Raw genomic sequence first — 23,988 nt, 5'->3', positions numbered from 1 at the left:
TCTAATTGCTCGATACTGAGCTTTCGGAGTAATGGGTGTCGCCAGTAAAAAACTACGCCTAGTTGCAATTGAATGATGTTGGTTAAGTGCTGCTTTCTGAAGCGTTACAGGGCCACATGAGGTGGTACATGTATTTTGATGAGTTTGATCTGCTGGATCTCTGTGCTGAGACAGAGGTGGACAATGCCTACGAGAGGGAGCTGCTGGAAGAACTGATAGCTGTAACTGAATTGGTCAAGGGCGCAGTGGATGGTAGTGAGCTGCTGTTCTTCGCGAAGCCGTTTAGGCGTGGCGAGCTGGTGTTTCGGGCAACGTCTACAGGCCGGCGATTATTGGAAGTTTTGCAGGCTGGCCTAGAGCGATTCGCCGAGTGCTTTCCGATGTGCCATCTGAATCCTTACGTAGAGTTACTCTTTCGATGTGCCGGACGTATCGAACAGCCAATGCTTTTTCATTACGTCATGACGGCTTTGCCCCATGAAACCCAGCAGCATTTGGAGATCATGAACGGCTTAGTTGTCGATATGCGCCAGGAGGCCGCTCAGCCGGCCTTCAAGGCCATCATCAGGCGCTTTGCCAAGGCTGCACGGGAGCGCACTACAAGCCTGGGGCGATACATCGATGCGCACTTTGCCAAGCGTTCGCGGTTGGTGGTTCTGCGAGTGGATTTGTCTTACGAAATGGACTTCTTTCGAGGGCGTGATCTGCAGGAGAGTTTGAAAGGGGTGAAACAGGACTGGGCCAAGCTACGGCAGGACTTGGCCCAGGGCGTTCCGATTCCCGGTCTTCTTGGGTATGCCTGCAAGCTGGAGTATGCCCATCGTTCGGGCTTTCACTTCCATCTACTGGTTTTCTACAGTGGGGCAAAGTACTGCCGAGATTCGCTACTGGCACGCCGGATCGGCGAGCACTGGCGGGGAGTCGTCACTGACGGGCAGGGGCGTTACTTCAACTGCAACGCCAAAAAACACCGCTACAAGTATCCAGGTATTGGCGTGGTCAACCGCTCAGATGTAGAGCTGATCCATAACCTGAAGCTGCATGTTGCCGAGTATTTGACAAAGGTTGACTACTGGCTTCGGATGCCTGTTGTTTGTGGTAGATCATTCTTTCGTGGTGTCATGCCTTAAGTTTGCTGCGATTGGGTCAGTCTCTATCGCCGCTATCGTGAGGACTTTCGGCTTACATAAACGGTGCCGATATAGATGTCGGTATCAAGCATTTCTTTGAAGATGGCTGTTATTTCATTTTCATTTTTGTCTTGTAATAGTTGTTTCTTGATCAATGTTTTTGATAGCTGTGTAGTAAGCCATGCGGCGGCAATCTTGGTTGATGTGAGCTTGGTTTCTATGCTGGTGCTGCAGAGCTTTTCAATTATTAGACTTTTGATTGTTTCTAGGTTTTCGTTTTTCTGGCTTCCTCCGCTCTGAGCTCTTGTCCTTGCTCGCTCAGTCCCTTTCTCTATTTTTCCTGTAGAGTTTGAGTGAATCCCGTGTAAAAGGCCGATATTGTACTTTGCGTGATAGGCGGCAGACCAAGATAGCATTGGCTGATTTGCTTGAAGGTTGAGTTGGGCAAGTGCTGTATATATGAAGGCTAGAGAGGTGGCTGCTTTCTTTCTTTCGTCTTGGTGAGCAGTAGAGGTTGTAGTGAAGGTCAGATCTTCAATCGTAAAGCTATTAATATCGCCGTTCACGATTTGTTGGTGCAATCCATTAAGTAATTCCTCAGGGGGAGTCTTACTGGTGAAATGGGTAGTTATCCATTCTAAGCTCTCAACCAAATTGGTTAGTTCATAACTGATGTCAGGGTTAAGTTTCATGTGTGCCGAGTCTGAGGCTGCTTCTTCGTTCATGGCTGCTCCGGAGAGTTTTTTGTTCCGGTCTCGATTGTTTTAGACGGAAAAACAAAGTTAGCCCACTCTTGCATCAATGCCCGCCTCTTATCAAGGAAGTCCGAACGCGAATAGGCTCCCTCTGTTTGATCGCGCTCATCATGGGCTAGTGCCATCTCGCACACCTCTCTTGGGTAATGAGTATTCTCCGCCGCCCAGTCGCGGAATGATGAGCGGAAACCATGGCGAGTGATGTCCTGATGCCCCATCTGGTGCAGCAGGTTGCGCATGGCGTTGTCGTGGATCACTCCGCTTTTACCCTGCCCGGGAAACAGGTAGGGACTGCCGTCAATACGCGGGATGCCACGTAATAGCCTAATCACTGCCTCCGCCAGGGGAATGGTGAACGGTACGCGGGTTTTCATGCGTTCGCTGGGCAAGGCCCATAGGCCTGCTTCTAGGTCGAGCTCATCCCAGCAGGCGAAGCGCACCATGCGCGCACGGGCACCTGTAAGAATCAGCAACTGAGTGGCTATTGATTGCAGGCTTTTGTCTGCCTGTAGATGCTCCATAAGAGCGGGCACGGATTGCCACTGCATGGCAGCGAAATGCTGGCGTTTTCGGGCCTTCTTTTTCTCTGCGCGACTAAGCAGATTGTCTAGGTGCCCGCGCCAACGAGCGGGGTTTTCACCTGAACGCAACCCACGAGCTTTTGCAGCATCAAGGATCTGTTCGATCTGGCCGCGTACTTCGTCGGCTGTGCGTGTTTTGCTGACCCAGATAGGTTGCAGCACCTTCAATACCTGTTCGGTGTTGATTTCGGTCGCAGGAAGCTTTCCGATAGTGCCGAAGGCATACAAATCCAGTTTACGAAGCCAGCCTTTTCGCCATTTTTCAGACCAGGTAGCGCCGTGTGCCTGCTGGTAATCGAGTGCAAGGGACTCGAAGGTGATTTGACGAGCCTCGCTTGCTTGCTGCGCATCCTGCCGCGCTTGGCGTTCGGCGTCGCGTGCAGCTAAGGGGTCTATACCGGTTGCGAGCAGGGCTCGTTGAGTATTTGCGGCGAGGCGAGCGTTTTTAAGACTGATCTCTGGGTAAGCACCTAGGCCCATTTCACGTCTGCGTCCTGCGAGTTGAAAACGCAGTAGCCACGATTTGCGTCCGCTGGGCTTCACGACGAGGCGCAGGCCACTCCCGTCTTCATAGGTACCAGGAGTGATCAGGTTCTCGACCTGCTTGGGATTGAGTTTGCTCACTGAGCTCTCCATACGCGGTCAGATACATACACATCCCCCCACTTATCCCCCCACTTATTCGTTGGATGGGGTGGATAGTAATAAGATTGTGTTGGACGGATTCTGCGCTGAAGGCCTTTGAATATCTAGACTCCTGCAGGTTGTCTTGGATTTTCTAGGAAGTGATCGGAAAATAAAAAAGCCGGCTTGTGGCCGGCTTTTAGGGGGAGTCCCGACTTATTTTTGGTAAGCCGCGACCGCCTTGTTAATCAGGTTGCGGGCCTCGTCGGCGCCAGCCCAACCTTCAACCTTGACCCACTTGCCCTTCTCCAGATCTTTGTAGTTCTCGAAGAAGTGCTTGATCTGCTCGATCAGCAGAGCGGGCAGGTCGGTGTATTCCTGTACATCTTTGTACAGCACGGTGAGTTTGTCATGCGGTACGGCAACCAGCTTGGCATCGCCGCCGGCTTCGTCGCTCATCAGCAGTACGCCAACTGGACGGGCGCGGATGACTGAGCCAGGAGCCACTGGGTACGGCGTCACGACCAGCACGTCGAGGGGATCGCCGTCGTCCGCCAGGGTGTGCGGGATAAAACCGTAGTTGGCCGGGTAGAACATCGGGGTGGCCATGAAACGGTCGACCATCAGGCAATCGCTGTCGTGGTCGATTTCGTATTTGATCGGCGCGTGATTGGCTGGGATCTCGATGGCGACGTAGATGTCGTTCGGCAGGTCTTTACCAGCCGGGATCTTGCTGTAGCTCATGGGGCGACTCCCGAGGGGTGGGCCAAAAAAGTGGCGCGATTATAGGCATATTCCCCAAGCGTTGCTACGCCGGGATGCCTAGCCATTGGTCGCGAACTCATGGTCTTCGGTTCTGACCTGATAGTCCGGGTTGCTGGCCTGCAACTGTTCCAGGCGCGCCAGTGGGTCCTGTCGATAGAACAGCGCCAGCTGCGCGTACACCGCCGGGAAGGCACCGGCGAGCAGGTCGGGGGCGCTGAAGAAGTATTCGCTGGTGACGGCAAAAAACTCGGCCGGGTCTTCGGCGGCGTAAGGGTCGATGGCGGTTTCGGTGTCGGGGTTAGCATCCAGCTCGGCGTTCATCTGGTCAAAGGCGCTCTGCATGGCCTTGGCCCAATCCTGAATGGCCATATTGCTGTGCAGCGGCGGCAGACCATTGGCGTCGCCATTGAGCATGTCCAGCTTGTGCGCCAGTTCGTGGATCACCAGGTTGTAGCCGTCCCACTGGCCGCTGGCCAACACACCCGGCCAGGCGAGGATCACTGGGCCTTGCAGCCAGGCCTCACCGCTGTGTTCGCCATCCCATTCATGGACCACGCCGCTGGCGTCGCGGTGGCGCTGCGGGCTGACGAAATCATCCGGATACAGGACGATTTCATGGAAGCCCTGATACCAGTTGAGGTCGGCCAGGTGCAGCAGTGGCAGTTCGGCCTGTACTGCCAACAGCAGGCGTGTATGGCCGTCCAGTTCGACGCCGGGCAGGGCACTGAGGTGTTTGTGATGCAGAAACAGTACGGCGCGCTCGCGCAGGCGCTGCTGTTCGTGTTCATTCAGGCCGTCGAGGATGGGTAAGCGCTGCAACACGGCCTGCCATTGCGCGGGGCTGATAGGGTGACGGGCAAGGATGCGCTGGCGACGCCAGGCACGGAACGACCACATAGACTCGGCTCGAACGCTAGGGTGTCCCCACCTTAAGCCGGGCTGCGGCGCTGGGCAAGTCGGCACAAAGGCTGCAGTGACCTCAGGGTATACGACCCGGGAGGGCTGCCAATGTCGATCGAGCGTCTGCATCATCCCGCCATCAAGCTGCTCTGCGGCAACGGTCTTGACCTGCCCGGCCAGGCTGCACGTGCTCGCGCGACCTGGCTGCCAGGGCGTGAAGGGCGTGCGCCGCTGCTGGTGATCGCGCTGCTCTGGGCGCGTGACTGCACTGATGTGGTGCGTACGCTGGAGGCCTGTCTTGATGGGCTGCTGGCGGACTTTTGCAGCACTCCCGCAGGCTGGAGCGAAGCTCAGGCGGCACGCCAGGTGCTGGCGGCGCTCAATCAGCAGCTGTTTCGTCAGCGTCAGGCCGGGCGTAGCACGGCTCAACTGCATGCTGGGCTGCTACTGGTCCAGGGTGCAGAGGCGCAGTTCTTCCAGGCGGGGTCTATTGGCCTGCAGCGTTTTCAGCACACGGCGTTGACCCGCCTGATGGGACGTGAGGGGTTGCAGTTGGGGACTCAGGCCGAGCTGGCACTGGTGCAGCATCACCTGCTTCTGAGTGCAGGCGAGCGAGTGCTGATGGCCCCGCAGCCGTTGCTGGATGTGGTCGATTTGCAAGGCTGGCGCGGACTTGATGCAGAACTCGATACGTCGGCCCTGCAAACGCTGCTCACGCCCTTGCTACAGGCGCCTGGGGCGGCGGTTTTGCTGCAGCCGGGCGCCGCTGAGCAGGCGGCGGTAAAGACTGCACGTGCGCACTGGCCTGCCGTGCAGCATGCGCAACCCGGTGTGCAACTGGATGGCTGGGTGCTGCTCTCTGTATGCCCGTTTGGCCCACCGGGACGGCTGTTCCGCGCCACCGACCCCTGTGGCCGGGAGGCACTGCTTTGGCTGGCCGAGCAGGCGGCCGATGAGGTTTTCTGGCAGCGCGAATGGGTGCTGCGGCGCAGCCTGGTGAGCAGCCTGCCGCACTTACTGTCATCGCATCAGCCGCGTGAGCATGCCTTTGTGCTGCTGGAGCCGCCTGCCAGTGGCATGCGCAGCCTGGTCGACTGGATGGCCGCGCATGGTCCGGTCGATGGCTTGACGCTGTTGGCCTTGCTTGAGCAGTTGATCGCCGCGGTGCGCGGGTTGCAGCGGCGTGGTATGCAGGGGCTGTGGCTGGATCCGCGCAATATTCTGGTGAATGACGGCGGTCGGGTGCTGCTGTTGCCCGAACATGCCGCGCTGATTCCAGGTGTTCCACGGCAGGCGCTGCCGGTTGAGGCCGTGCCGCTGGCACCTGAGGTCCGTAGCGGGCAAGCCCTGGATGGGCGTGCTGACCAGTTCGCCCTGGCTGCGCTGGCGTACTGGTTGTTCTGTGGACGTTGGCCGGACGTGGCGCGGGCGGATGTCGACGGCAATAGCCGCTATGTAGCGCTGGCGTCGTTCAGTGTGCAGCTACCGGTGGGCTGGGATGGTGTGCTGGCGCGGGCATTGGCGCCCAGGCCGGAGGCGCGTTTTGAAGCCTTGTCGGAGTTCGAGCTGGCGCTGCGTCAGCCGTTGCTGACGCAGCGCGAACCGAGGCTGCACACAGGGCGTGACCGCTCGCCCTGGCGCCTGATTGTGCTTGGTCTGTTACTGGCACACCTGGGCATTGGTCTATGGCTGAGCCTGAACGGCTGACCAGCGCTGCATGCTGCAGCGCTGGCTGGGGGCGGCTTAGGGCGCGGTGAAGTCTTCGGTGATCGGCAGGACAAAACTTTTGAACTCGGTGTCTTCTTTGAAACCGATGGATTCATAGAGTTTGTGCGCAACGCTGTTGTCGATGCTGGAGGCCACGCGCAGACGCACGGCATGGGTCTCTTTGGCCATCTGCTTGGCCGTTTGAATCAGGCGGTCTGCCACCAGCTGACGGCGCGCGTCCTGGCAGACATAGATGTCGTTGAGGATCCATACGCGCTTGAGCGACAGCGACGAAAAGCTTGAATAAAGCTGGCAAAAGCCAAGGATTTTGTCGTCATCGTCTGGCATGGCCAGGTAGATCACGGACTCCTTGCGGCTGATGCGTTTTTCCAGAAATTTGCGCGAGGATTCAGGGTAAGGCAACTGGCCGAAGTGTTCGCGGTAATTGACGAACAGTGGCGTGAGTTGATCCAGATGCTCCAGGGTCGCTTGGACAATGCGCATGGTGAGCCTCGACTTCAGTCATGTGGATGGCTTTGGCAACACGGCCGCGCTGCCTGTAAACGCCCACGATGCTGCCTAAAGCAGTTTGAAAGTGCAATCCAAACAGGTGTTTGCCTGCTACGCCCGATAAAACCGGGCTAACCGAGTAGGAAGTTGTCGCGTGCGGCGCCGCCATTCAGCACGGGAACTTCGGCTTCATCCTTCAAGTTGACCCCTGACAGTTGGCGGCGGCAGGCTTCGCGCATCAGGTAGAACAGGCGGTGACTGGCCATGGCATAGCTCAGCCCCTCCAGGCGGACGTTGGAAATGCAGTTGCGGTATGCATCGGTCAGGCCTACCCGTGGCGCATACGTGAAGTACAAACCCAGGCTGTCCGGTGAACTCAGACCGGGACGCTCGCCGATCAGAATCACCACCATACGAGCACCAAGCCGTTCGGCCACTTCATCGGCTATTGCGACGCGCCCCTGGTTGACCAGCGCGATAGGAGATACGCGCCAGCCTTCAGTTGCGGCGTTTTCTTCGATGCGCTCAATCATCGGCAGGGCATTGCGATGCACGGCCAGCGCGGAGAGGCCGTCGGCGACGACGATGGCCAGGTCATAACCATCCGGGTTGTTCTCCCGGTGCTGGTCCAGCAGTTCTGCGGACTCGTGACTCAGGCGTCGACCCAGGTCCGGGCGTTGCAGGTAGGTGTCGCGGTCCTTGGCGGCGCTGTGCAGCAGCAAGCTCTGCCGATGCTGGTGAGCCAGGTTGGCAGCCAGCGTGGCGTGATCAAACGGTAGGTGCACGGCATCGCGGGCCTGGGCGTGGGCGTATTGAAAATCCAGCTGTGCACGGGTCGGCATGCTGGTGCCGGCACGGCCGAGCGCGATGCGCGCAGGGGTTAGGTTGCGCAGTTGCTGCCAGGGATTTTCGCTGGCGCCGCTGAGGGGGCTGTCATCGTACATAAGCGGCTCCTTGATTAACCAAGCTGCGCCAGGGCCTGGCGAAACGCCGGCGGCAGGCTGTTACCCATACGCGGACGGCCATCGGCCTGGGTGAAAATGCCCATGCGCTGCAACCAGCCTTCGAACTCGGGCGCCGGCTTTAATCCCAGGCTCTGCCGGGCATACAGCGCATCATGGAAGGAGGTGGTCTGGTAGTTGAGCATCACGTCGTCTGAGCCGGGGATGCCCATGATGAAGTTGATTCCGGCCACGCCGAGCAGCGTGAGCAGCACGTCCATGTCGTCCTGGTCGGCTTCGGCGTGATTGGTATAGCAGATGTCGCAGCCCATCGGCAGGCCCAGCAACTTGCCGCAGAGGTGGTCTTCCAGGCCGGCGCGGATGATCTGCTTGCCGTTATAAAGGTACTCCGGGCCGATAAAACCGACCACGGTGTTCACCAGAAACGGTTTGAAGTGGCGGGCCACCGCGTAGGCACGGGTCTCGCAGGTCTGTTGGTCGAGGCCATGGTGGGCACCGGCGGACAGTGCGCTGCCTTGGCCGGTTTCAAAGTACATGAGGTTGTTGCCGAGGGTGCCACGGTTGAGGCTCAGGCCGGCGTCATAGCCTTCCTGCAGGATCTTCAGGCTGACGCCAAAGCTGGCGTTGGCCGCCTCGGTGCCGGCAATTGACTGAAACACCAGGTCCAGTGGCACGCCCCGGTTGATCGCCTCGATCGAGGTGGTGACGTGGGTCAGCACGCAGGCCTGGGTGGGGATTTCATAACGCTGGATGATGCCGTCGAGCATCTTCAGCATGTCGCAGATCGAACTGATGCTGTCGGTGGCCGGGTTGATGCCGATCATGGCGTCGCCGTTGCCGTACAGCAGGCCGTCGAGAATGCTCGCGGCAATGCCGGCCGGCTCATCGGTCGGGTGATTCGGTTGCAGGCGGGTGGACATACGCCCGCGCAGGCCGACAGTGTTGCGAAAACGGCTGACCACACGGATTTTCTGCGCCACTAGCACCAAGTCCTGCACGCGCATGATCTTCGATACCGCTGCCGCCATTTCTGGCGTCAGTCCGGGGGCGAGGGCGCGCAGGCTGGCTTCATCGGCGCTGTCGTCGAGCAGCCAGTCGCGGAAGCCACCGACCGTCAGGTGGCTGACCGGGGCGAAGGCCGCCAGGTCATGGCTGTCGATGATCAGCCGGGTGACCTCATCAGCCTCGTAGGGAATCAGTGCCTCATTGAGGAAGTGTTTGAGTGGAATATCAGCCAGGGCCATTTGCGCCGCGACCCGCTCACCGGCATTGCTGGCAGCAACACCCGCGAGATAGTCGCCGGAGCGCGCCGGACTGGCCTTGGCCATGACCTCGGCGAGGCTGTCAAAACGGTACGTCTGAGTGCCGACGCTATGAGAGAAACCGGTCATCTGTCGATAGGCTCCTGATCCGGCTGGTTACTGCTGAGGTGCACATGCCGTTCAGCATGTGCACCTGAATGGGGCCGCTGTCGAGCTTTAGCACGACAGCGGTGCATCTTAAACGCCGGTTAGCATGGCGTCAGCCGGTGCTTCGGAGCGCTGCTTGTGGGTCAGTTGGAAGTAGATAAAACCGACAGCCATAAAGCCTACGAAGACCAGGCCAATAACCGGGTTGAACCAGGCCATAGCCACCAGGCAGACCAGGGCCAATGCAAGGGCGATGCCTGGAACAATCGGATAGCCCGGCGCGCGGAAGCTGCGCTCCAAGTTTGGCTCGGTTTTGCGCAATTTGAACAGGCTGAGCATGCTCATGATGTACATGACGATGGCGCCGAATACGGCCATGGTGATCATTGCCGCCGTCAGGCTCATGCCCTGCAGGTTGATCAGGCCATCGCTGTAGATTGCGGCGATACCGATTGCGCCACCCGCCAGGATGGCCCGGTGCGGTGTCTGGAAACGGTTCAGCTTGGCCAGCCCGGCAGGCAGGTAACCGGCGCGCGCCAGGGCGAAGAACTGTCGCGAGTAGCCGAGAATGATGCCGTGGAAGCTCGCCACCAGGCCGAACAGGCCGATCCACACCAGCATGTGTAGCCAGCCGGAGTTGTCACCGACCACCGCCTTCATCGCTTGCGGCAGCGGGTCATTGATGTTCGACAGTTGACGCCAGTCGCCGACGCCGCCAGCCATGATCATCACGCCGATGGCCAGGAATACCAGGGTCAGGATGCCGCTGACATACGCGCGCGGAATGGTGCGTTTCGGGTCTTTGGCTTCTTCGGCGGCCATGGCCGCGCCTTCGATGGCGAGGAAAAACCAGATGGCAAACGGAATCGCCGCGAACATTCCGGCAATCGAGGCTGTGCTGAAGGTGTCGGAGCCAGACCAGCCGTTCAGCGCGAAGTTGCTGAAGCTGAAGCCCGGTGCAACCACGCCCATAAACACAAGGAGCTCACCCACCGCGAGCACGGTGACGATCAGCTCGAAGGTCGCGGCAATGCTCACGCCGAGGATGTTCAGGGTCATAAAGACGGCGTAAGCCCCGACTGCGGCGAGTTTGGGGTCGAGCCCCGGAAACTGCACGTTGAGGTACGCACCGATGGCCATGGCAATCGCCGGTGGCGCAAAGACGAACTCGATCAGGGTAGCCAGCCCGGCAATCAGCCCGCCTTTTTCACCAAAGGCCCTGCGGCTGTAAGCGAACGGGCCGCCCGCGTGAGGAATGGCCGTGGTCAGTTCGGTAAAGCTGAAGATAAAACAGGTGTACATCGCCGCCACCATCAGCGTGGTGACGAGAAAGCCCAGTGTGCCAGCGCTGCCCCAGCCGTAACTCCAGCCGAAATATTCACCGGAAATCACCAGGCCGACGGCAATACCCCATAGATGCAGGGTGCCGAGTGTAGGTTTGAGTGTCGTTGTTGTAGTCATGAGTACCCGCCCTAAGTAGTGGAATAGACCAAGAGTCTTGCGGATCTACGCAACGCCTATGCCAGCTGCAACAGGATGTTACGGCTGGCACGGCGAATGACGCTTTTAGCTAAGCAGGAGGCGTTTTCGCTGCCAATGCCTGCGTGCGTCAGAAGAACCCCAGCGGATTGATGTCGTAGCTGATCAGCAGGTTTTTCGTCTGCTGATAGTGGTCGAGCATCATCTTGTGGGTTTCGCGGCCGACGCCGGACTTCTTGTAGCCGCCGAAGGCAGCATGGGCGGGGTAGAGGTGGTAGCAGTTGGTCCACACGCGACCGGCTTTGATCGCCCGGCCCATGCGGTAGGCGCGGTTGATGTCGCGGGTCCACAGGCCGGCGCCGAGGCCGAACTCGGTGTCGTTGGCAATTGCCAGGGCTTCGGCTTCGTCCTTGAAGGTGGTGACGCTGACCACCGGGCCGAAGATTTCTTCCTGGAACACGCGCATCTTGTTGTGGCCCTTGAGCAGGGTCGGCTGGATGTAATAGCCGCCGTCCAGGGTGCCGCTGAGTTTTTCCACCGCGCCGCCGGTGAGCAACTCAGCCCCTTCCTGCTTGGCGATTTCCAGGTAGCTCAAGATCTTGTCGAACTGCTGCTCGGAGGCTTGCGCGCCGACCATGGTGTCGGTGTCCAGCGGGTCGCCGCGTTTGATCTGCTCGACCTTCTTCATCACCTCTTTCATAAAGGCCGGGTAGATCGATTCCTGCACCAGCGCGCGCGATGGGCAGGTGCACACCTCGCCCTGGTTGAAGAAGGCCAGCACCAGGCCTTCGGCGGCTTTTTCGATAAAGCTCGGCTCGGCCTGCATGATGTCTTCGAAGAAGATGTTTGGCGATTTGCCGCCCAGCTCCACGGTGCTCGGTATGATGTTTTCAGCGGCACATTTCATGATGTGCGCACCCACCGGGGTAGAACCGGTGAAGGCAATCTTGGCGATGCGCTTGCTGGTGGCCAAGGCTTCGCCGGCCTCTTTACCAAAGCCCTGCACCACGTTGAGCACGCCCGGCGGCAGCAGGTCGCCGATCAGCTCCATCAGTACGCTGATGCCCAGCGGCGTTTGCTCGGCCGGTTTGAGCACCACGCAGTTACCGGCGGCCAGGGCCGGGGCGAGCTTCCAGGCGGCCATCAGCAGTGGGAAGTTCCACGGAATGATCTGCCCGACCACGCCCAGCGGCTCGTGGATGTGATAAGCCACGGTGTTGCCGTCGATCTCGGCAGCAGAACCTTCTTGGGCGCGCAGGCAGCCAGCGAAGTAGCGGAAGTGGTCGGCGGCCAGGGGAATATCGGCATTCAGGGTTTCGCGTACGGCTTTACCGTTGTCCCAGGTTTCGGTGATGGCCAGCACTTCCAGATTGGCTTCGATGCGGTCGGCGATCTTCAGCAGGGTCAGTGAGCGTTCCTGCGCTGAGGTGCGGCCCCAGGCGTCGGCGGCGGCATGGGCGGCGTCCAGCGCCTTGTCGATATCCTCGGAGGTGGAGCGCGGGAACTCGGCAATCGGCAGGCCATTCACCGGTGAGGTGTTGGTGAAGTACTGGCCTTTGACCGGTGCGACAAACTCGCCGCCGATGTAGTTGCCGTAACGGGATTTGAACGAAACGAGGGCACCTTCGGTGCCGGGATGGGCGTAACGCATGCTGAATATCTCCTGGTTCTTATGCTTGTTCTGGTGATGCAGCGAGAGGCGCGCAGTGGCGCTTGAATAGACACAGAGCAAGGGCTGGGCCAGGCGTGCGTGATGTCCGGTTTAGAGCGGTTGCGTTGTATGTGCCGGGCGGTTGCGCCAGGCGCGGTGTATCGGCCTTGGTACAACCTGCGTGACAGGCTGTACCAGGGGTGATACAGCGGGGTGACTTACTGGTCAGTGCATCTTGCATTGCCCAGGAAGCTGGTAGATGCTCGGTCATCACGTGCAACTCCACCGCGGAGAACAATAACAATGCACAACCCTGCAAGCCGCCACGCCCAGCAGGTGCTGACCGTGGCCCAAGGGCGTGGGCAACACGCCGGCCCGGCTGCTGATTCTTCGGTGGCGCGCTCCTGGCTGCGCTGCCTGCAGCAGCACCACCTCGACCCGGCGCAGAACATGCCGCCCGCTGTCATCGAACACGCGCGCATGCTCGAGCGGCGCGAACAGCTGCAACAGGTGCTGGAGATTTCCAGCAACGAGATGAACAGCCTGCACCGCCAGTTAGCCTGCTCCGGTCATGCCGTGTTGCTGACCGATGCCCGTGGGGTGATCCTCAATTGCGTCACCGAGCAGGCGGAAAAGCGCACCTTCGAGCAAGCCGGCCTGTGGCTTGGAGCCGACTGGAGCGAGGCCTGTGAAGGCACCAACGGCATCGGCACCTGCTTGGTTGAGCGCCAGCCGCTGACCATCCACCAGAATGAACATTTCCGCAGCCGGCACACCGGCCTGACCTGCTCGGCCAGCCCGGTGTTTGATCCGCATGGCGAGTTGCTGGCGGTGCTGGATGTGTCCTCGGCGCGGCATGACGTATCGCGGCAGAGCCAGTTCCACACCATGGCGCTGGTCAACCTGTCGGCCAAGGCCATCGAGGGTTGTCATTTTCTGCGCAGCTATGAAGGCGAGTGGCTGCTGCGTTTTCATGCTCAGGCCGAATACATCGGTCAGTTCAGCGAAGGGTTGCTGGCTTTCGATGGCGATGGCCGGGTGAGCGCGGTGAACCAGAGCGCGATCAACCTGCTCGGCCTGTCGCGGCAGCAACTGCTCGGGCGCACCTTGGTCGAGGTGTTCGACTGCCGTCTGGATGATCTGCTCGGTCGCGCCTCGGCGCAGCCCAGTGCCAGTTGGCCGTTGTACACCCAGCGTGGTCAGTTGCTGTTTGCCATGTTGCGCGGCCAGCCCCGGAGCAGTGCTCAGGCCCTGGCAGCCACGGCGCTGGCAGCACCGGGTTTGTGCCTGGCCGATGTGGGCCTGCAGAGTGATTTTCGCCGGGCGCTGCGGGTGTATGAGCGTGACGTGCCGCTGCTGATCGGTGGTGAAACCGGCACCGGCAAAGAGGCCTTCGCCAAGGCCCTGCATCAGGTCAGCTCGCGTGGCGGCAAGCCCTTTGTCGCGCTGAACTGCGCGGCGATTCCCGAGAGCCTGATCGAGAGCGAGTTGTTCGGTTATCGCGGCGGCAGCTTCACTGGTGCGCGCAAGGAAGGCATGCGCGGCAAGTTGCAGCAGGCCGATGGCGGCACGTTGTTTCTTGATGAAATCGGTGACATGCCGCTGGCGCTGCAAACCCGTTTGCTGCGGGTGCTGGAAGAGCGTCGTGTCGAGCCGATTGGCGGTGAGGCGCAGGCCATCGATGTGCGGGTGATCAGCGCCAGTCACCGCGACCTCAACGAGCGGGTGGTGAGCGGCGAGTTTCGCCAGGACCTGTTCTATCGCCTCAATGGTCTGGTGATCGAGTTGCCGCCTTTGCGTGAGCGCAGCGACCAGTTGGCGCTGCTGGATTTCCTCCTCGCCGAAGAAGCACGCGGACAAGCCGTGCGGCTCGATGATGCCGCCCGCGAGGCGCTGCTCGGCTATTCCTGGCCGGGTAATGTGCGCCAGCTGCGCAATGTGTTGCGCACCCTGTGCGCCTTGTGTGAAAACGGCCTCATCAGCCACGCTGATCTGCCCGCCGAGATCCGCCATGCCCGTCCTGCGCAGGTGTTGTTGCCTACGGGCAAACCCGATCAGCTGGGCGATGCCGAACGCCAGGCGTTGCTGGCGGTTCTGGAGGCACAGCACTGGCAGATGAGTCGCAGCGCTGAGCAGTTGGGCATCAGCCGCAACACCCTGTACCGCAAACTGCGCAAACACGGGATTGCCCGACGAGGCTAGAAGCGTAGGTTGGTGTTGAGCGCAGCGAAGCCCAACAAGGTCGGGTACGCGCTTGGGCGCTGCAACTGCGCACCGCAATGGATCACCGCCCGATCCAACCTGCGCAAATGGGCGGGGAGGCTGTGCTAATCTGCGGCGAGTTTTTATCCGGCCTGTTTCCAGGTTCTGACCCGCCTTCAAGGTACATCATGCATATCCATATTCTCGGCATCTGCGGCACGTTTATGGGCTCGCTGGCCGTCTTGGCCAAGGAACTCGGCCACCGCGTAACCGGTTCCGACGCCAACGTCTACCCGCCCATGAGCACCCAGCTGGAAGCGCAGGGCATCGAACTGACTCAAGGCTATGACGCCGCACAACTCGACCCCGCGCCGGATCTGGTGGTGGTCGGTAACGCGCTGTCGCGCGGTAACCCGGCGGTGGAATATGTGCTGAACAAAGGTCTGCCCTACGTGAGTGGCCCGCAGTGGCTGGCCGACCATGTGTTGCAGGGCCGTTGGGTGATGGCGGTGGCCGGCACCCACGGCAAAACCAGCAGTTCGAGCATGCTCGCCTGGGTGCTGGAACATGCGGGCATGAGCCCGGGCTTTTTGATTGGCGGCGTGCCGCAGAACTTCGGCATCTCCGCGCGCCTGGGCGGCACGCCGTTCTTTGTGGTGGAAGCCGACGAGTACGACAGCGCCTTCTTCGACAAACGCAGCAAGTTCGTCCATTACCGCCCGCGCACCGCCATCCTGAATAACCTGGAGTTCGATCATGCGGACATCTTCCCGGATCTGGCAGCAATCGAGCGGCAGTTCCACCATCTGGTGCGCACCATTCCAGGCGACGGCCTGATCATTCATCCGACCACCGAACCGGCACTCAAGCGGGTGATCGAGATGGGTTGCTGGACCCCGGTGCAAACCACCGGCGAAGGTGGCCAATGGCAGGCGCGTCTGCTCAGCGCCGACGGCTCGCGCTTCGAGGTGAGATTCGCGGGCAAGGTTGCCGGCACCGTGGACTGGCAGCTGACCGGTCAGCACAACGTCGCCAATGCCTTGGCCGTGCTGGCGGCGGCGCGGCATGTCGGCGTGGTGCCGGAGCTGGGCATCGCCGCGCTGTGCGGCTTTATCAACGCCAAGCGGCGCATGGAGAAGGTGGCCGAGGTCAACGGTGTGACCATTTTCGATGACTTTGCCCACCACCCGACGGCAATTGCCACCACCCTGGATGGCCTGCGCAAACGCATCGGCGACGCCAAACTGATTGCCATCGTCGAGCCTCGCTCAAACTCGATGAAGCTCGGCGCGCACCGTGATGGCCTGCCGGAATCCGTGGTGCAGGCGGACTCGGTGTACTGGTACGCGCCGCCAAACCTGGGCTGGGACTTGGCCGGCACGGTCGCCGCCTCGACGGTGCCGACGCAGGTGTGCGATTCCCTGGAGGCGATCATCGCCGGGGTCAAGGCTGAAGCCGCGCCGGGTACTCAGGTGGTGGTGATGAGCAACGGCGGTTTTGGCGGTTTGCATGGCAAGCTGGCTGCGGCCCTGGAGGCATAAATGTCTGGACCTGAGAGAATCACCCTGGCCATGACCGGCGCTTCTGGCGCTCAGTACGGCCTGCGCCTGCTCGACTGCCTGGTGCAGGAAGAGCGCGAGGTGCACTTTCTGATTTCCAAGGCCGCGCAGCTGGTGATGGCCACTGAAACCGATGTCAGCCTGCCGAGCAAACCGCAGGCCATGCAGGCATTCTTGAGCGAGTACACCGGCGCCGCGCCGGGGCAGATTCGCGTCTTTGGTAAAGAAGACTGGATGGCCCCTGCGGCCTCTGGCTCTGGGGCTCCGACCGCGATGGTGGTGGTGCCGTGCAGCACCGGCTCGCTCTCGGCGATTGCTCATGGTGCGTGCAACAACCTGATTGAACGTGCCGCCGACGTGGCCCTCAAAGAGCGGCGTCAGTTGATTCTGGTGCCGCGCGAGGCACCGTTCTCCAGCATCCATCTGGAGAACATGCTCAAACTGTCGAACATGGGTGCGACCATTCTGCCGGCGGCACCGGGCTTTTATCATCAGCCGCAAACCATCGATGACCTGATCGATTTTGTCGTGGCGCGGATTCTCAACTGCCTGAACATTCCCCAAGACATGCTGCCGCGTTGGGGTGAGCACCATCAGATCAGCCCCGATGACTAAATGGTTGCGACTTGCGCTTGTGGGGCTGTGCGTGAGCCTGGCGCTGAGCGGTTGTGCCACCGTGCGCACCCTGGATGCGGCCAAGCCCGATGCGCCCGTGGTGTACGCCGGCACACGGCTGAACCTGTATGCGCTGCAAGGCGGCTGTTGTGCCACGGACCGTTTCGGCGCCGAGGCCCCGGCATATCCGGCGGCCGATCTGCCGGTCAGCGCCTTACTCGACACCTTGCTATTACCGTTGTCCCTGGCCACTGCAATGGGCATTAGCCTGGGTGTCAGCGGCGGCCTTTAGGCATCAATCACTCAGCTGGCAAACCTGCTCAGTGACCTGCTGCACCGCATAGCGTCCGTTGTCATCACGGCTGATGCGGCCCATGGCCGTATCAGGGTCGTGGGTGAATACCAGTCGGCCGTTGCGGGCGAACAGGTCGGCGAGCAGGGCTTCTTTCTCTTCGATCAGCCCCTCTGGAAAACGGTCGTAGCCCATGGTGATGGGCAGGTGCACCCACGGCGCGCCTGGGATCAGGTCGCCGGGGAACACCACCGGCCCCTCAGGCATGGCCACTTCCGGCAGCAGTTGCCCGGGTGTATGGCCATCGCTCCAGTGCAAGCGCCAGTCCGCGCCAAGCAGTTCACAGTGCTCGGTTTCGTCGATCAGCTGCAGGCGGCCGCTGTCCTCCAGCAAGGCCAACAACTCCGGAATGTAGGAAGCGCGGTCGCGGGCGTGCGGCTGGCAGGCCCGCTGCCACTGACGGCGGCCCGTGATGAACTGCGCATTGGGGAACAGCAGGCGTGCCGGTTGGCCTTCTTCCCAGGCGGCGAGCAAACCGCCGGCATGGTCAAAGTGCAGGTGGGTGAGCACTACGATATCGATATCGGCATCACTCAGGCCAGCAGCGGCCAGGCTGTCGAGCAGTACGTGACGCGTTTCCTGTACGCCGAAACGCTGCTTCAATTCCGGGCTGAAAAACGCACCGATACCGGTTTCGATGAGGATGTTGCGCGCCTCTTCTTGTACCAGTAGGGCGCGGCAGCCGAGGTCGATCCGGTTCAGTTCGTCCGCTTTCATCCAGCGCTGCCATAGCGCTTTCGGCGCATTGCCAAACATGGCGCCGCCATCGAGTTTCTGGCTGTTGCCGGTGAGGGTGGTGAGGGTTCGCATGGTGGCTCTTGCTGTGTGGATATCCATGCAGATTGCCGTGTTAGGTGGGTTCACGCTATTGAAGTTTTGTTGCAGGTGCAGTGGTGAACCCCATTAGTTTTTATCGATTGCTACCTTTGGGCAGTTCTCAAGGGTTTCCTGGGCAAACTGCGCAAAGTCAGGTTCATGTTGATGCCATTGCCAGTCGGCGAAGCGATCATTGAGATCGTGATGAAACCCGCACAGGTCTGTTTGCAGGCTGCGCTGCCAGCCTAAGTCGGTGCTGAATGTTTCGTAGATTTGTTCGGCGCTGAATAAGTAAAAGCTGAAGAAGTTTTCTTGGGCCACTTTCCGCGCCGCTGGGTCCATGGCGCTGGACAGTTGCAGGTCGGTCAGTTCAGGTTTTTCGATGGCCAGCTTGAGGTATTCCTTGTAGGCATCGCGGGCTGAGGCTTCGCGCTGGCTTGATTCAGCTGCACGAATTTGCCAGACCGCAATCACCAGACCAAAAGCCGCCAGGGCGGCCGTGAGGACAGTGCTGAGGTGGGCAATGTGACGCAGTGACGGCCTTGGCATGAGCCTCTCCCAATAAGGTGTGCTGCAAGTCTAGGCGAGTCTTTACGTCGTTAACGGCCTGTCATCACGTTGAGATGACAGGCCGGTCTTTGTTCAGGCTTGCGCCTGCGTGGCGGCTCGGCGGCCGGAGAGTAAGGCACCGTGCACGGTGGCAAACATGTTCTTGTGCGTGGCCTCGCCGGCAAAAAACAGTCGGTTCCCGACGGGGGCTGCCAGGTCATCTCGCATCGCCGGGTTGGCCCCCAGTTTGTTAAACGAGTAGGCGCCATAGCTGAACGGGTCCTGACTCCAGCGGGTGATCTGGAAACCGAGCGGATCTGGAATCTGCTGACCAAAGATCAGCCTGAGGCGTGCCATGGCGCTGGCAACGATCTGGGCATCGCTCCAGGCTTCGATCTGCCGGCCAAAGTCGCCCGCGTTAAAGCCCAGCAGCACCGGTTGGCCGGTCAGGCGGCCGAGGTTCAACCATTGGCTCCACTGGCCGTGCTGAGACAGCGGCGGGATGTATTCCAGCCAGTCTTGCTGCGGCCAGAACTGGGTGGGGAAGCGCAGGTAGCACTTGTTGAAATGGCCCATGCCCAGTTTGTTAATGGCGGTGGTCTTTTTGCTGGGCAGGGCGGGCGTGAAGCGGATCGTGCCTTTCTTCAACACGCCCAACGGAACGCTGACGATGACCCGGTCGGCACTGAAGGTACCGCTGTTGGTTTTGACCTTGACCGTCGCGGTGCTGGAGTCAATGGCACTGACAATCTGCCCGAGTTGGATTTTCAGCCCGCGTGCCAGGAAGTTGATCAGCGTCTGGTAGCCCTCGGCGAACACGGCATCGTCGCCATCGTAGCCGCCCAGGCTGTCAAACCAGTAGGTCGACAAGTCGTTGCGACTGCCGGCGTATTCCTGCTCGGCCGCGCTGTTGGTGATAAACGCCAGCAACTCCTGGTCGGCGTTGCTGAGTGAGGCCCAGTCCAGCTCGCTCTCAATCGTGTTGCGCAGCGAGCGGTCGATGCTGTGACGTTGACCCTGGTCGATGGCCCATTGGTATTCATCCTTGAGGGTGGCCAGGCGCGCGGTCCGTGCGGCGCTCAGCGGGCGACCGTTAACGTCGTAGTCGATGACACTGTCATAGGACGTGGTGATCAAGCGCGCGCCGGCTTCGTCGGCGAGCGCAGTCAGAGGGTTGCCGTCCATTTCGTGAATCCACGAGGCGCCCAGATCCACGGGCGCATCAGCCCAGGCCTGGCTGGTCCACAAGCGGCCGCCCAGGCGCGTACGGGCTTCCAGTACCGTGACCTGATGCCCGCGCCCCGCCAATTGACTGGCCGCTGCCAGGCCGGCGATGCCCGCGCCGATAACGAGGATGGTCTTTGGGCTGCGCGTCGCGCCCAGGCTCGTTTGGCTGGTGCTGACAGCGGCCATGGCGGCCGCCAGGGTGGCGCTTTTTAACAGGGTGCGACGATTCATCGGCTTGGGCTCCTGTGTGAACCTGCGAGGGCGGTTATTGCTGGGTGGCCGGGAAGGCCTCGTCATCGGGGTAGGGGAACCATTCCGGGTCGTCGATGGCCTGCGGGGCGATCATCACCATCTTCGAGCGGCGGAATTGCTCCAGCCCCTCGATGCCCAGTTCACGGCCCTGGCCGGTCATCTTGCGGCCGCCGAAGGGCACGCAATCGTTGTCGTTGAGCGGGGTGTTGACCCAGACGATGCCGGACTCGATCTCGTTCACCGCGCGCATGGCTTCGGCAAGGCGCTCGGTGTAGATATTGGCACCCAAGCCGAATTCGGAGTCGTTGGCCAGGGCGATGGCCTCGTCCAGGCTGCGCACCTTGCACACCGGTGCCAGTGGGCCGAAGCACTCGCCGTGCATGATGTCCATGCTGTGGCTGACTTCCAGCACGGTGGGTTCGAAGAACCAGCCCTGCTCGCGGTCTGCCGGGCGCTTGCCGCCGCAGACGATGCGCGCGCCCTGTTCCACGGCGCGGGCGACGATGTTCTCTACCCGCGCGCGCTCACGGGCCGACGCCATGGGGCCGATGTCCACGCACTCCAGGCCATTGCCGATGCGCAGCATGCGGGCCTCGGTCGCCAGGGCGCTGACGAAGCGGTCGTAGACATCTTCATGCACATAGAAGCGCTCGGCCGAGGTGCACACCTGGCCGCAATTGAGGAAGGCGGCGAAGGCGGCGCCACGGGCGACGATCTCCACCGGCGACGAGGGCATGACGATGAACGGGTCGTTGCCGGAGGCTTCGATCAGCACCGGTTTGAAGCGCAGCGCGGCGCTCTGCGCCACCGCCTGACCGGCCGGCACGCTGCCGGTGAAGGCCACGGCATGGGTGTGCGGGTGGGCCACCAGATGGCGGCCGACGTTGGCCCTACCGGTCAGGCATTGCACCAGCCCGGCCGGCAGATGATCGAAAGCCTGCATGACCAGCAGCAGGGTCAGCGAGGTCAGCTCCGACGGTTTGACGATGATGGCGTTGCCGGCGGCCAATGCGGCGGCGGCCTGCCAGCCGAACAGCAGCACCGGGAAGTTGTAGGGCACGATGGAAACCACGGTGCCCAGCGGCTCCTTGAGGGTCATGTGCAGTTGGCCGGCGATGGCCGGGCCGGCCACGCGGCCGTGTTCCTGACGGGCCAGTTCGGCGTAATAGCGGAAGGCCGAGGCCGACGCGCCGGCTTCCCATTCCGCTTCGCGGTAGGGTTTGCCCATTTCGCGGGTCAGGCATTCGCCCACCTGGGCGCTGAGTTCGCCGAGGCGGTCGGCGACCCGGTGCAGGGCGTCGGCACGTTCCAATGCGCTGAGCGCCCACCAGCCTTTTTGGGCCTGATTGGCCAAGGCGATGGCCTGATCCATTTCAGCCTCGGTGGCTTCGGCATAGCAGCCGATTTCGGCCTCGGTGGCCGGATCGATGATGGCTACGCGGGCGCCGTGGCCGGGTAGGTACTGACCATCGACAAAGTGCTGGGCGGAGCGTTCAAGCATGAGGGTAGCGGTTGCGGTCATGGGACTCTCTCGAATGTGATGGGTCAGGCCAGGCGGTCTTGCAGGCCGTAGTGCAGATAAGCCAGTTGCAGGCCGCTGCGTTGCAGCCAGGGGCTGCGCGGCAGTCGGTCGGGTAATTCACGGTAGACCGCACAGGCTTCGCGCGCACTCAACGGGTAACCGGCCAGCGCGCGGGCCAGCGTGCGCCCCAGCCAGGGCATGCTGTTGACCCCCGAGCCGAAGCAGCCCAGGTTGAACAGCACGCTGGGGTCATCCGGCACCCGGCCCCAACTCGGCACGCGCTTACGGGTCAGTGACACCAAACCGCGCCAGAAGTAGTCAATCGGTATGGCACCGGCCTCGGGGAATTTCTTTGCCAGCAGATGCAGCAGCAATTGCTGCAGGCGCGCGTCGTGCCGTGGATCGCCCCAGGTGTCGCTGCGTGCGCCCAGCAGTAAGCGGTTGTCCGGCAGGCGGCGGTAATAGGTCACCAGCATGCGGGTGTCGGACATGGGGCTGAGGCTGCTCAAGCCTATGGCCTGCCACTGCGCCTCACTCAGCGGTGCGCTGACAAGGATGTTGGAGATGGCCGGCAGTACGCGTTGTTCCAGTGAGGGCGGTTCCTGGCTGTCGCGGTAACCATTGGTGGCGAGTACCACCTGCCGTGCGCGCACGCGGCCATGCGGGGTGTGCAGCACATGCCAGCCGGCCTGCTTGTGCCAGTGTTGCATGGGGCTGTGGCTGTACAACTGGGCACCATGGCGGCGGGCTGCTTGGGCGAGTCCCGCCGTCAGCGCCAGCGGGTTGATCCCACCCCCTTCGTGCATGTACAGCGCGCCGAACTGATCCGGGCCTGCGTGCCCGACCTCTGCAAAGGCTTCGCGGCTTAACCGTTCGCAGGGGATGCCCGCCTTGCGCAGCCAATGGCCTTCCTCCTCCAGGTCCGCCAGTGCGCCGCGCGAATGCGCCACCTGATAGATGCCTGCGCCGCAGGCGTGCAGGTCAAATCCCTCTTGTTCCGCCAATTCATAGACCAGTGCCTGGCCTTCCCGTTGCGAGGCAAAAAACGCCCGTGCTTCGGCCTCTGGCCAGCGCTGAAAAACCTCAAGCGCGGACAGCTTGCAGGCCGGCAGGGTATTGAACCCGGCATTGCGTCCGCTGGCCCCCCAGCCAATGGCACCGGCTTCCAGCACCAGGCTGGCGATGCCGTGATCACGCTGTAGGTGCAGGGCGCAGGACAGCCCGGTATAGCCACCGCCGATGATGGCCACTTCCACTTCGGTGTCCCCGGGCAGTGGGCCGACTGACGGCAAATCGGTGTGTGCCGCCCAGTAGCTGGGATGATAGGTGTTGCGGTCGTACAAACTGGGATGAAAGAGGGCTTGGCTCATGATGTTCTTCGCTGCTGCGCGGTTGCATGGGGCCAGCATGCGTAAGCCCGGCGGGGCGAACAACCTGCGTTTTCTGTGCTAGGTTGTTAAAAAAACTAATAGCAAGTTGAGGGTTTGATGAACGCCAATCGATTGCCGCCACTCAACGCGGTTCGGGCCTTTGAAGCAGCCGCCCGGTTGGGCAGCTATGTGGCCGCGGCCAAAGAGCTGCACGTCACCCAGCCGGCCATCGGACGGCATGTGAAGACCTTGGAGGATCGCCTGCAAACGGCGTTGTTTCAGCGCACGCCGCGCGGTGTGCTGCTGACCGAAGACGGCTGGCGTTACTTTGAACAAATCAGCGCTGCCCTGACGCAAATTGCCGATGCCACCTATGAGCTGACCAGCCGCGCACAGCAGCGTTGGCTGCGGCTGCTGGTGGTGCCGGGGTTTGCCGGGCGCTGGTTACGCCATCATCTGGGTGAGTTTCGTGCGTTGCATCCCGGCGTCTGTATCGCGCTGGAGCCTAATCCGTCCTTTCGCGAGGTCAGCAGCGAGCGCGCGGATTTAGGCATCGCCTTTGGCGAGGGTGAGGAGTTCAGCGGCCCACGCGAGGTGTTGCTGCAACCGCCGATCTTTCCGGTGTGTTCGCCGGATTTTCTGGCCGCACACGGGCCACTGAATACGCCCGGCGACCTCCTGCGCATGCCCTTGTTGCACGAGGACGATGGCTACTGGTGGGGGCTGTGGTTGCAGCGGCAGGGCGTCAAGGTGCGCCTGAACAGTGAGATGTCCTATGTCAGTGCTGATCAGGTGATTGACCTGGCATTGGCCGGCGCCGGTGTGGCGCTGACCAACCCTTTGCTGGTCAGCGAGGAACTGGCCAGTGGGCGCCTGATTCGGCCGTTGCCCCATGAAGTCCCGCTGGAGGGGTATCTGCTGCTCAGTCCTGCCGGTGGTCTCAAACCCGAGGCCAAGGCATTCCGGCTCTGGCTGCTGAGCAAACTCAATCCGACGCCGGTATAAGTTTTATTAATAGCCAGGTGCCCTAATCGCATGTTGTTGCGTGCGG

General features: G+C 61.2%; 21 protein-coding genes. 7 read left to right on the top strand and 14 right to left on the bottom strand.

Annotation, left to right across the window (positions count from 1 at the left end; all coding sequences use genetic code 11):
• Window positions 1–128 precede the first annotated feature (128 nt).
• Window positions 129–1,130 carry a YagK/YfjJ domain-containing protein gene (locus tag OU997_RS04175; protein WP_267809165.1) on the top strand — a complete coding sequence of 334 codons (1,002 nt, stop codon included), beginning with the start codon at window positions 129–131 and terminating at the stop codon, window positions 1,128–1,130.
• 32 nt (window positions 1,131–1,162) lie between these two features.
• Here the strand turns inward: OU997_RS04175 and OU997_RS04170 are convergent, their stop codons facing one another.
• From OU997_RS04170 to OU997_RS04155, 4 genes are all read right to left on the bottom strand, one after another.
• A complete protein-coding gene (locus OU997_RS04170) occupies window positions 1,163–1,855 on the bottom strand; it encodes a hypothetical protein (protein ID WP_267809164.1) in 693 nt (230 codons plus the stop codon).
• Window positions 1,852–3,090, bottom strand: a complete 1,239-nt coding sequence (locus tag OU997_RS04165) for a tyrosine-type recombinase/integrase (protein ID WP_267809162.1) — start codon at window positions 3,088–3,090, stop codon at window positions 1,852–1,854. The genes OU997_RS04170 and OU997_RS04165 overlap by 4 nt, the downstream gene beginning before the upstream one ends.
• Before the next feature lie 216 nt (window positions 3,091–3,306).
• Entirely contained in the window at window positions 3,307–3,834 is a 528-nt protein-coding gene (gene ppa / locus OU997_RS04160) for an inorganic diphosphatase (RefSeq protein WP_108487967.1), read from the bottom strand.
• Between the two features lie 78 nt (window positions 3,835–3,912).
• Window positions 3,913–4,752 carry a zinc-dependent peptidase gene (locus OU997_RS04155; RefSeq protein ID WP_267809161.1) on the bottom strand — a complete coding sequence of 280 codons (840 nt, stop codon included), beginning with the start codon at window positions 4,750–4,752 and terminating at the stop codon, window positions 3,913–3,915.
• 111 nt (window positions 4,753–4,863) lie between these two features.
• Between OU997_RS04155 and OU997_RS04150 the strand changes: the two genes are divergently transcribed.
• Window positions 4,864–6,462, top strand: a complete 1,599-nt coding sequence (locus tag OU997_RS04150) for a protein kinase (protein WP_267809159.1) — start codon at window positions 4,864–4,866, stop codon at window positions 6,460–6,462.
• Between the two features lie 36 nt (window positions 6,463–6,498).
• Here the strand turns inward: OU997_RS04150 and OU997_RS04145 are convergent, their stop codons facing one another.
• The 5 genes from OU997_RS04145 to OU997_RS04125 form a co-directional block, all read right to left on the bottom strand.
• The gene (locus tag OU997_RS04145; RefSeq protein ID WP_108489431.1) at window positions 6,499–6,966 is read right to left on the bottom strand and encodes a GNAT family N-acetyltransferase; all 468 of its coding nucleotides are present in this window, start codon (window positions 6,964–6,966) and stop codon (window positions 6,499–6,501) included.
• Between the two features lie 137 nt (window positions 6,967–7,103).
• Window positions 7,104–7,916: an ethanolamine ammonia-lyase subunit EutC gene (gene eutC / locus OU997_RS04140; RefSeq protein WP_267809158.1), complete on the bottom strand. Its 813-nt coding sequence runs from the start codon at window positions 7,914–7,916 to the stop codon at window positions 7,104–7,106.
• Between the two features lie 14 nt (window positions 7,917–7,930).
• The gene (locus tag OU997_RS04135; RefSeq protein WP_267809156.1) at window positions 7,931–9,325 is read right to left on the bottom strand and encodes an ethanolamine ammonia-lyase subunit EutB; all 1,395 of its coding nucleotides are present in this window, start codon (window positions 9,323–9,325) and stop codon (window positions 7,931–7,933) included.
• Between the two features lie 108 nt (window positions 9,326–9,433).
• Window positions 9,434–10,804, bottom strand: a complete 1,371-nt coding sequence (gene eat / locus OU997_RS04130; RefSeq protein WP_108489434.1) for an ethanolamine permease — start codon at window positions 10,802–10,804, stop codon at window positions 9,434–9,436.
• A 148-nt stretch (window positions 10,805–10,952) separates the two neighbouring features.
• The gene (locus OU997_RS04125) at window positions 10,953–12,473 is read right to left on the bottom strand and encodes an aldehyde dehydrogenase family protein (protein WP_267809154.1); all 1,521 of its coding nucleotides are present in this window, start codon (window positions 12,471–12,473) and stop codon (window positions 10,953–10,955) included.
• A 303-nt stretch (window positions 12,474–12,776) separates the two neighbouring features.
• Here OU997_RS04125 and OU997_RS04120 point away from each other — a divergent pair, with 303 nt between their 5' ends.
• The 4 genes from OU997_RS04120 (at window position 12,777) to OU997_RS04105 (ending at window position 17,141) form a co-directional block, all read left to right on the top strand.
• A complete protein-coding gene (locus tag OU997_RS04120) occupies window positions 12,777–14,675 on the top strand; it encodes a sigma-54-dependent Fis family transcriptional regulator (protein ID WP_267809153.1) in 1,899 nt (632 codons plus the stop codon).
• A 188-nt stretch (window positions 14,676–14,863) separates the two neighbouring features.
• On the top strand, window positions 14,864–16,216 hold the full coding sequence (gene mpl, locus OU997_RS04115; RefSeq protein WP_267809152.1) for a UDP-N-acetylmuramate:L-alanyl-gamma-D-glutamyl-meso-diaminopimelate ligase: 1,353 nt from the start codon (window positions 14,864–14,866) through the stop codon (window positions 16,214–16,216).
• On the top strand, window positions 16,217–16,849 hold the full coding sequence (gene ubiX, locus OU997_RS04110; RefSeq protein ID WP_267809151.1) for a flavin prenyltransferase UbiX: 633 nt from the start codon (window positions 16,217–16,219) through the stop codon (window positions 16,847–16,849).
• Window positions 16,842–17,141 (top strand): YceK/YidQ family lipoprotein, encoded by a 300-nt coding sequence (locus OU997_RS04105; RefSeq protein WP_108489439.1) that lies wholly within the window; start codon window positions 16,842–16,844, stop codon window positions 17,139–17,141. Before ubiX ends, OU997_RS04105 begins: the two co-directional genes overlap by 8 nt.
• Window positions 17,142–17,144: 3 nt before the next feature.
• Here OU997_RS04105 and OU997_RS04100 read toward each other — a convergent pair whose 3' ends face one another.
• The 5 genes from OU997_RS04100 to OU997_RS04080 form a co-directional block, all read right to left on the bottom strand.
• Window positions 17,145–18,011, bottom strand: coding sequence for an MBL fold metallo-hydrolase (locus tag OU997_RS04100; RefSeq protein WP_108489440.1), 867 nt, complete (start codon window positions 18,009–18,011; stop codon window positions 17,145–17,147).
• A 93-nt stretch (window positions 18,012–18,104) separates the two neighbouring features.
• Window positions 18,105–18,566, bottom strand: a complete 462-nt coding sequence (locus OU997_RS04095) for a hypothetical protein (RefSeq protein WP_267809150.1) — start codon at window positions 18,564–18,566, stop codon at window positions 18,105–18,107.
• Window positions 18,567–18,659: 93 nt separating this feature from the next.
• Entirely contained in the window at window positions 18,660–20,024 is a 1,365-nt protein-coding gene (locus OU997_RS04090) for a flavin monoamine oxidase family protein (RefSeq protein ID WP_267809149.1), read from the bottom strand.
• A 34-nt stretch (window positions 20,025–20,058) separates the two neighbouring features.
• A complete protein-coding gene (locus OU997_RS04085) occupies window positions 20,059–21,567 on the bottom strand; it encodes an aldehyde dehydrogenase family protein (protein ID WP_267809148.1) in 1,509 nt (502 codons plus the stop codon).
• Window positions 21,568–21,590: 23 nt separating this feature from the next.
• Complete coding sequence (locus OU997_RS04080; RefSeq protein ID WP_158271557.1) at window positions 21,591–22,937, bottom strand: NAD(P)/FAD-dependent oxidoreductase; 1,347 nt, start codon at window positions 22,935–22,937, stop codon at window positions 21,591–21,593.
• A gap of 117 nt (window positions 22,938–23,054) precedes the next feature.
• Here OU997_RS04080 and OU997_RS04075 point away from each other — a divergent pair, with 117 nt between their 5' ends.
• On the top strand, window positions 23,055–23,942 hold the full coding sequence (locus tag OU997_RS04075; protein WP_267809146.1) for a LysR substrate-binding domain-containing protein: 888 nt from the start codon (window positions 23,055–23,057) through the stop codon (window positions 23,940–23,942).
• The last annotated feature ends 46 nt before the right edge of the window (window positions 23,943–23,988 follow it).

Source organism: Pseudomonas sp. SL4(2022), assembly GCF_026625725.1.
Classification (GTDB): Bacteria; Pseudomonadota; Gammaproteobacteria; order Pseudomonadales; family Pseudomonadaceae; genus Aquipseudomonas.
Note: the sequence above shows the minus strand (reverse complement) of the source record. Positions and strands in the feature narration are given on the sequence as shown.

Excerpts from the sequence above, each read along its gene's own strand:
- OU997_RS04175 (WP_267809165.1), top strand. The coding sequence starts at position 129 with ATGTATTTTGATGAGTTTGATCTGCTGGATCTCTGTGCTGAGACAGAG.
- OU997_RS04170 (WP_267809164.1), bottom strand. The coding sequence starts at position 1,855 with ATGAACGAAGAAGCAGCCTCAGACTCGGCACACATGAAACTTAACCCT.
- ppa (WP_108487967.1), bottom strand. The coding sequence starts at position 3,834 with ATGAGCTACAGCAAGATCCCGGCTGGTAAAGACCTGCCGAACGACATC.
- OU997_RS04155 (WP_267809161.1), bottom strand. The coding sequence starts at position 4,752 with ATGTGGTCGTTCCGTGCCTGGCGTCGCCAGCGCATCCTTGCCCGTCAC.
- OU997_RS04150 (WP_267809159.1), top strand. The coding sequence starts at position 4,864 with ATGTCGATCGAGCGTCTGCATCATCCCGCCATCAAGCTGCTCTGCGGC.
- OU997_RS04145 (WP_108489431.1), bottom strand. The coding sequence starts at position 6,966 with ATGCGCATTGTCCAAGCGACCCTGGAGCATCTGGATCAACTCACGCCA.
- eutC (WP_267809158.1), bottom strand. The coding sequence starts at position 7,916 with ATGTACGATGACAGCCCCCTCAGCGGCGCCAGCGAAAATCCCTGGCAG.
- OU997_RS04135 (WP_267809156.1), bottom strand. The coding sequence starts at position 9,325 with ATGACCGGTTTCTCTCATAGCGTCGGCACTCAGACGTACCGTTTTGAC.
- eat (WP_108489434.1), bottom strand. The coding sequence starts at position 10,804 with ATGACTACAACAACGACACTCAAACCTACACTCGGCACCCTGCATCTA.
- OU997_RS04125 (WP_267809154.1), bottom strand. The coding sequence starts at position 12,473 with ATGCGTTACGCCCATCCCGGCACCGAAGGTGCCCTCGTTTCGTTCAAA.
- OU997_RS04120 (WP_267809153.1), top strand. The coding sequence starts at position 12,777 with ATGCACAACCCTGCAAGCCGCCACGCCCAGCAGGTGCTGACCGTGGCC.
- mpl (WP_267809152.1), top strand. The coding sequence starts at position 14,864 with ATGCATATCCATATTCTCGGCATCTGCGGCACGTTTATGGGCTCGCTG.
- ubiX (WP_267809151.1), top strand. The coding sequence starts at position 16,217 with ATGTCTGGACCTGAGAGAATCACCCTGGCCATGACCGGCGCTTCTGGC.
- OU997_RS04105 (WP_108489439.1), top strand. The coding sequence starts at position 16,842 with ATGACTAAATGGTTGCGACTTGCGCTTGTGGGGCTGTGCGTGAGCCTG.
- OU997_RS04100 (WP_108489440.1), bottom strand. The coding sequence starts at position 18,011 with ATGCGAACCCTCACCACCCTCACCGGCAACAGCCAGAAACTCGATGGC.
- OU997_RS04095 (WP_267809150.1), bottom strand. The coding sequence starts at position 18,566 with ATGCCAAGGCCGTCACTGCGTCACATTGCCCACCTCAGCACTGTCCTC.
- OU997_RS04090 (WP_267809149.1), bottom strand. The coding sequence starts at position 20,024 with ATGAATCGTCGCACCCTGTTAAAAAGCGCCACCCTGGCGGCCGCCATG.
- OU997_RS04085 (WP_267809148.1), bottom strand. The coding sequence starts at position 21,567 with ATGACCGCAACCGCTACCCTCATGCTTGAACGCTCCGCCCAGCACTTT.
- OU997_RS04080 (WP_158271557.1), bottom strand. The coding sequence starts at position 22,937 with ATGAGCCAAGCCCTCTTTCATCCCAGTTTGTACGACCGCAACACCTAT.
- OU997_RS04075 (WP_267809146.1), top strand. The coding sequence starts at position 23,055 with ATGAACGCCAATCGATTGCCGCCACTCAACGCGGTTCGGGCCTTTGAA.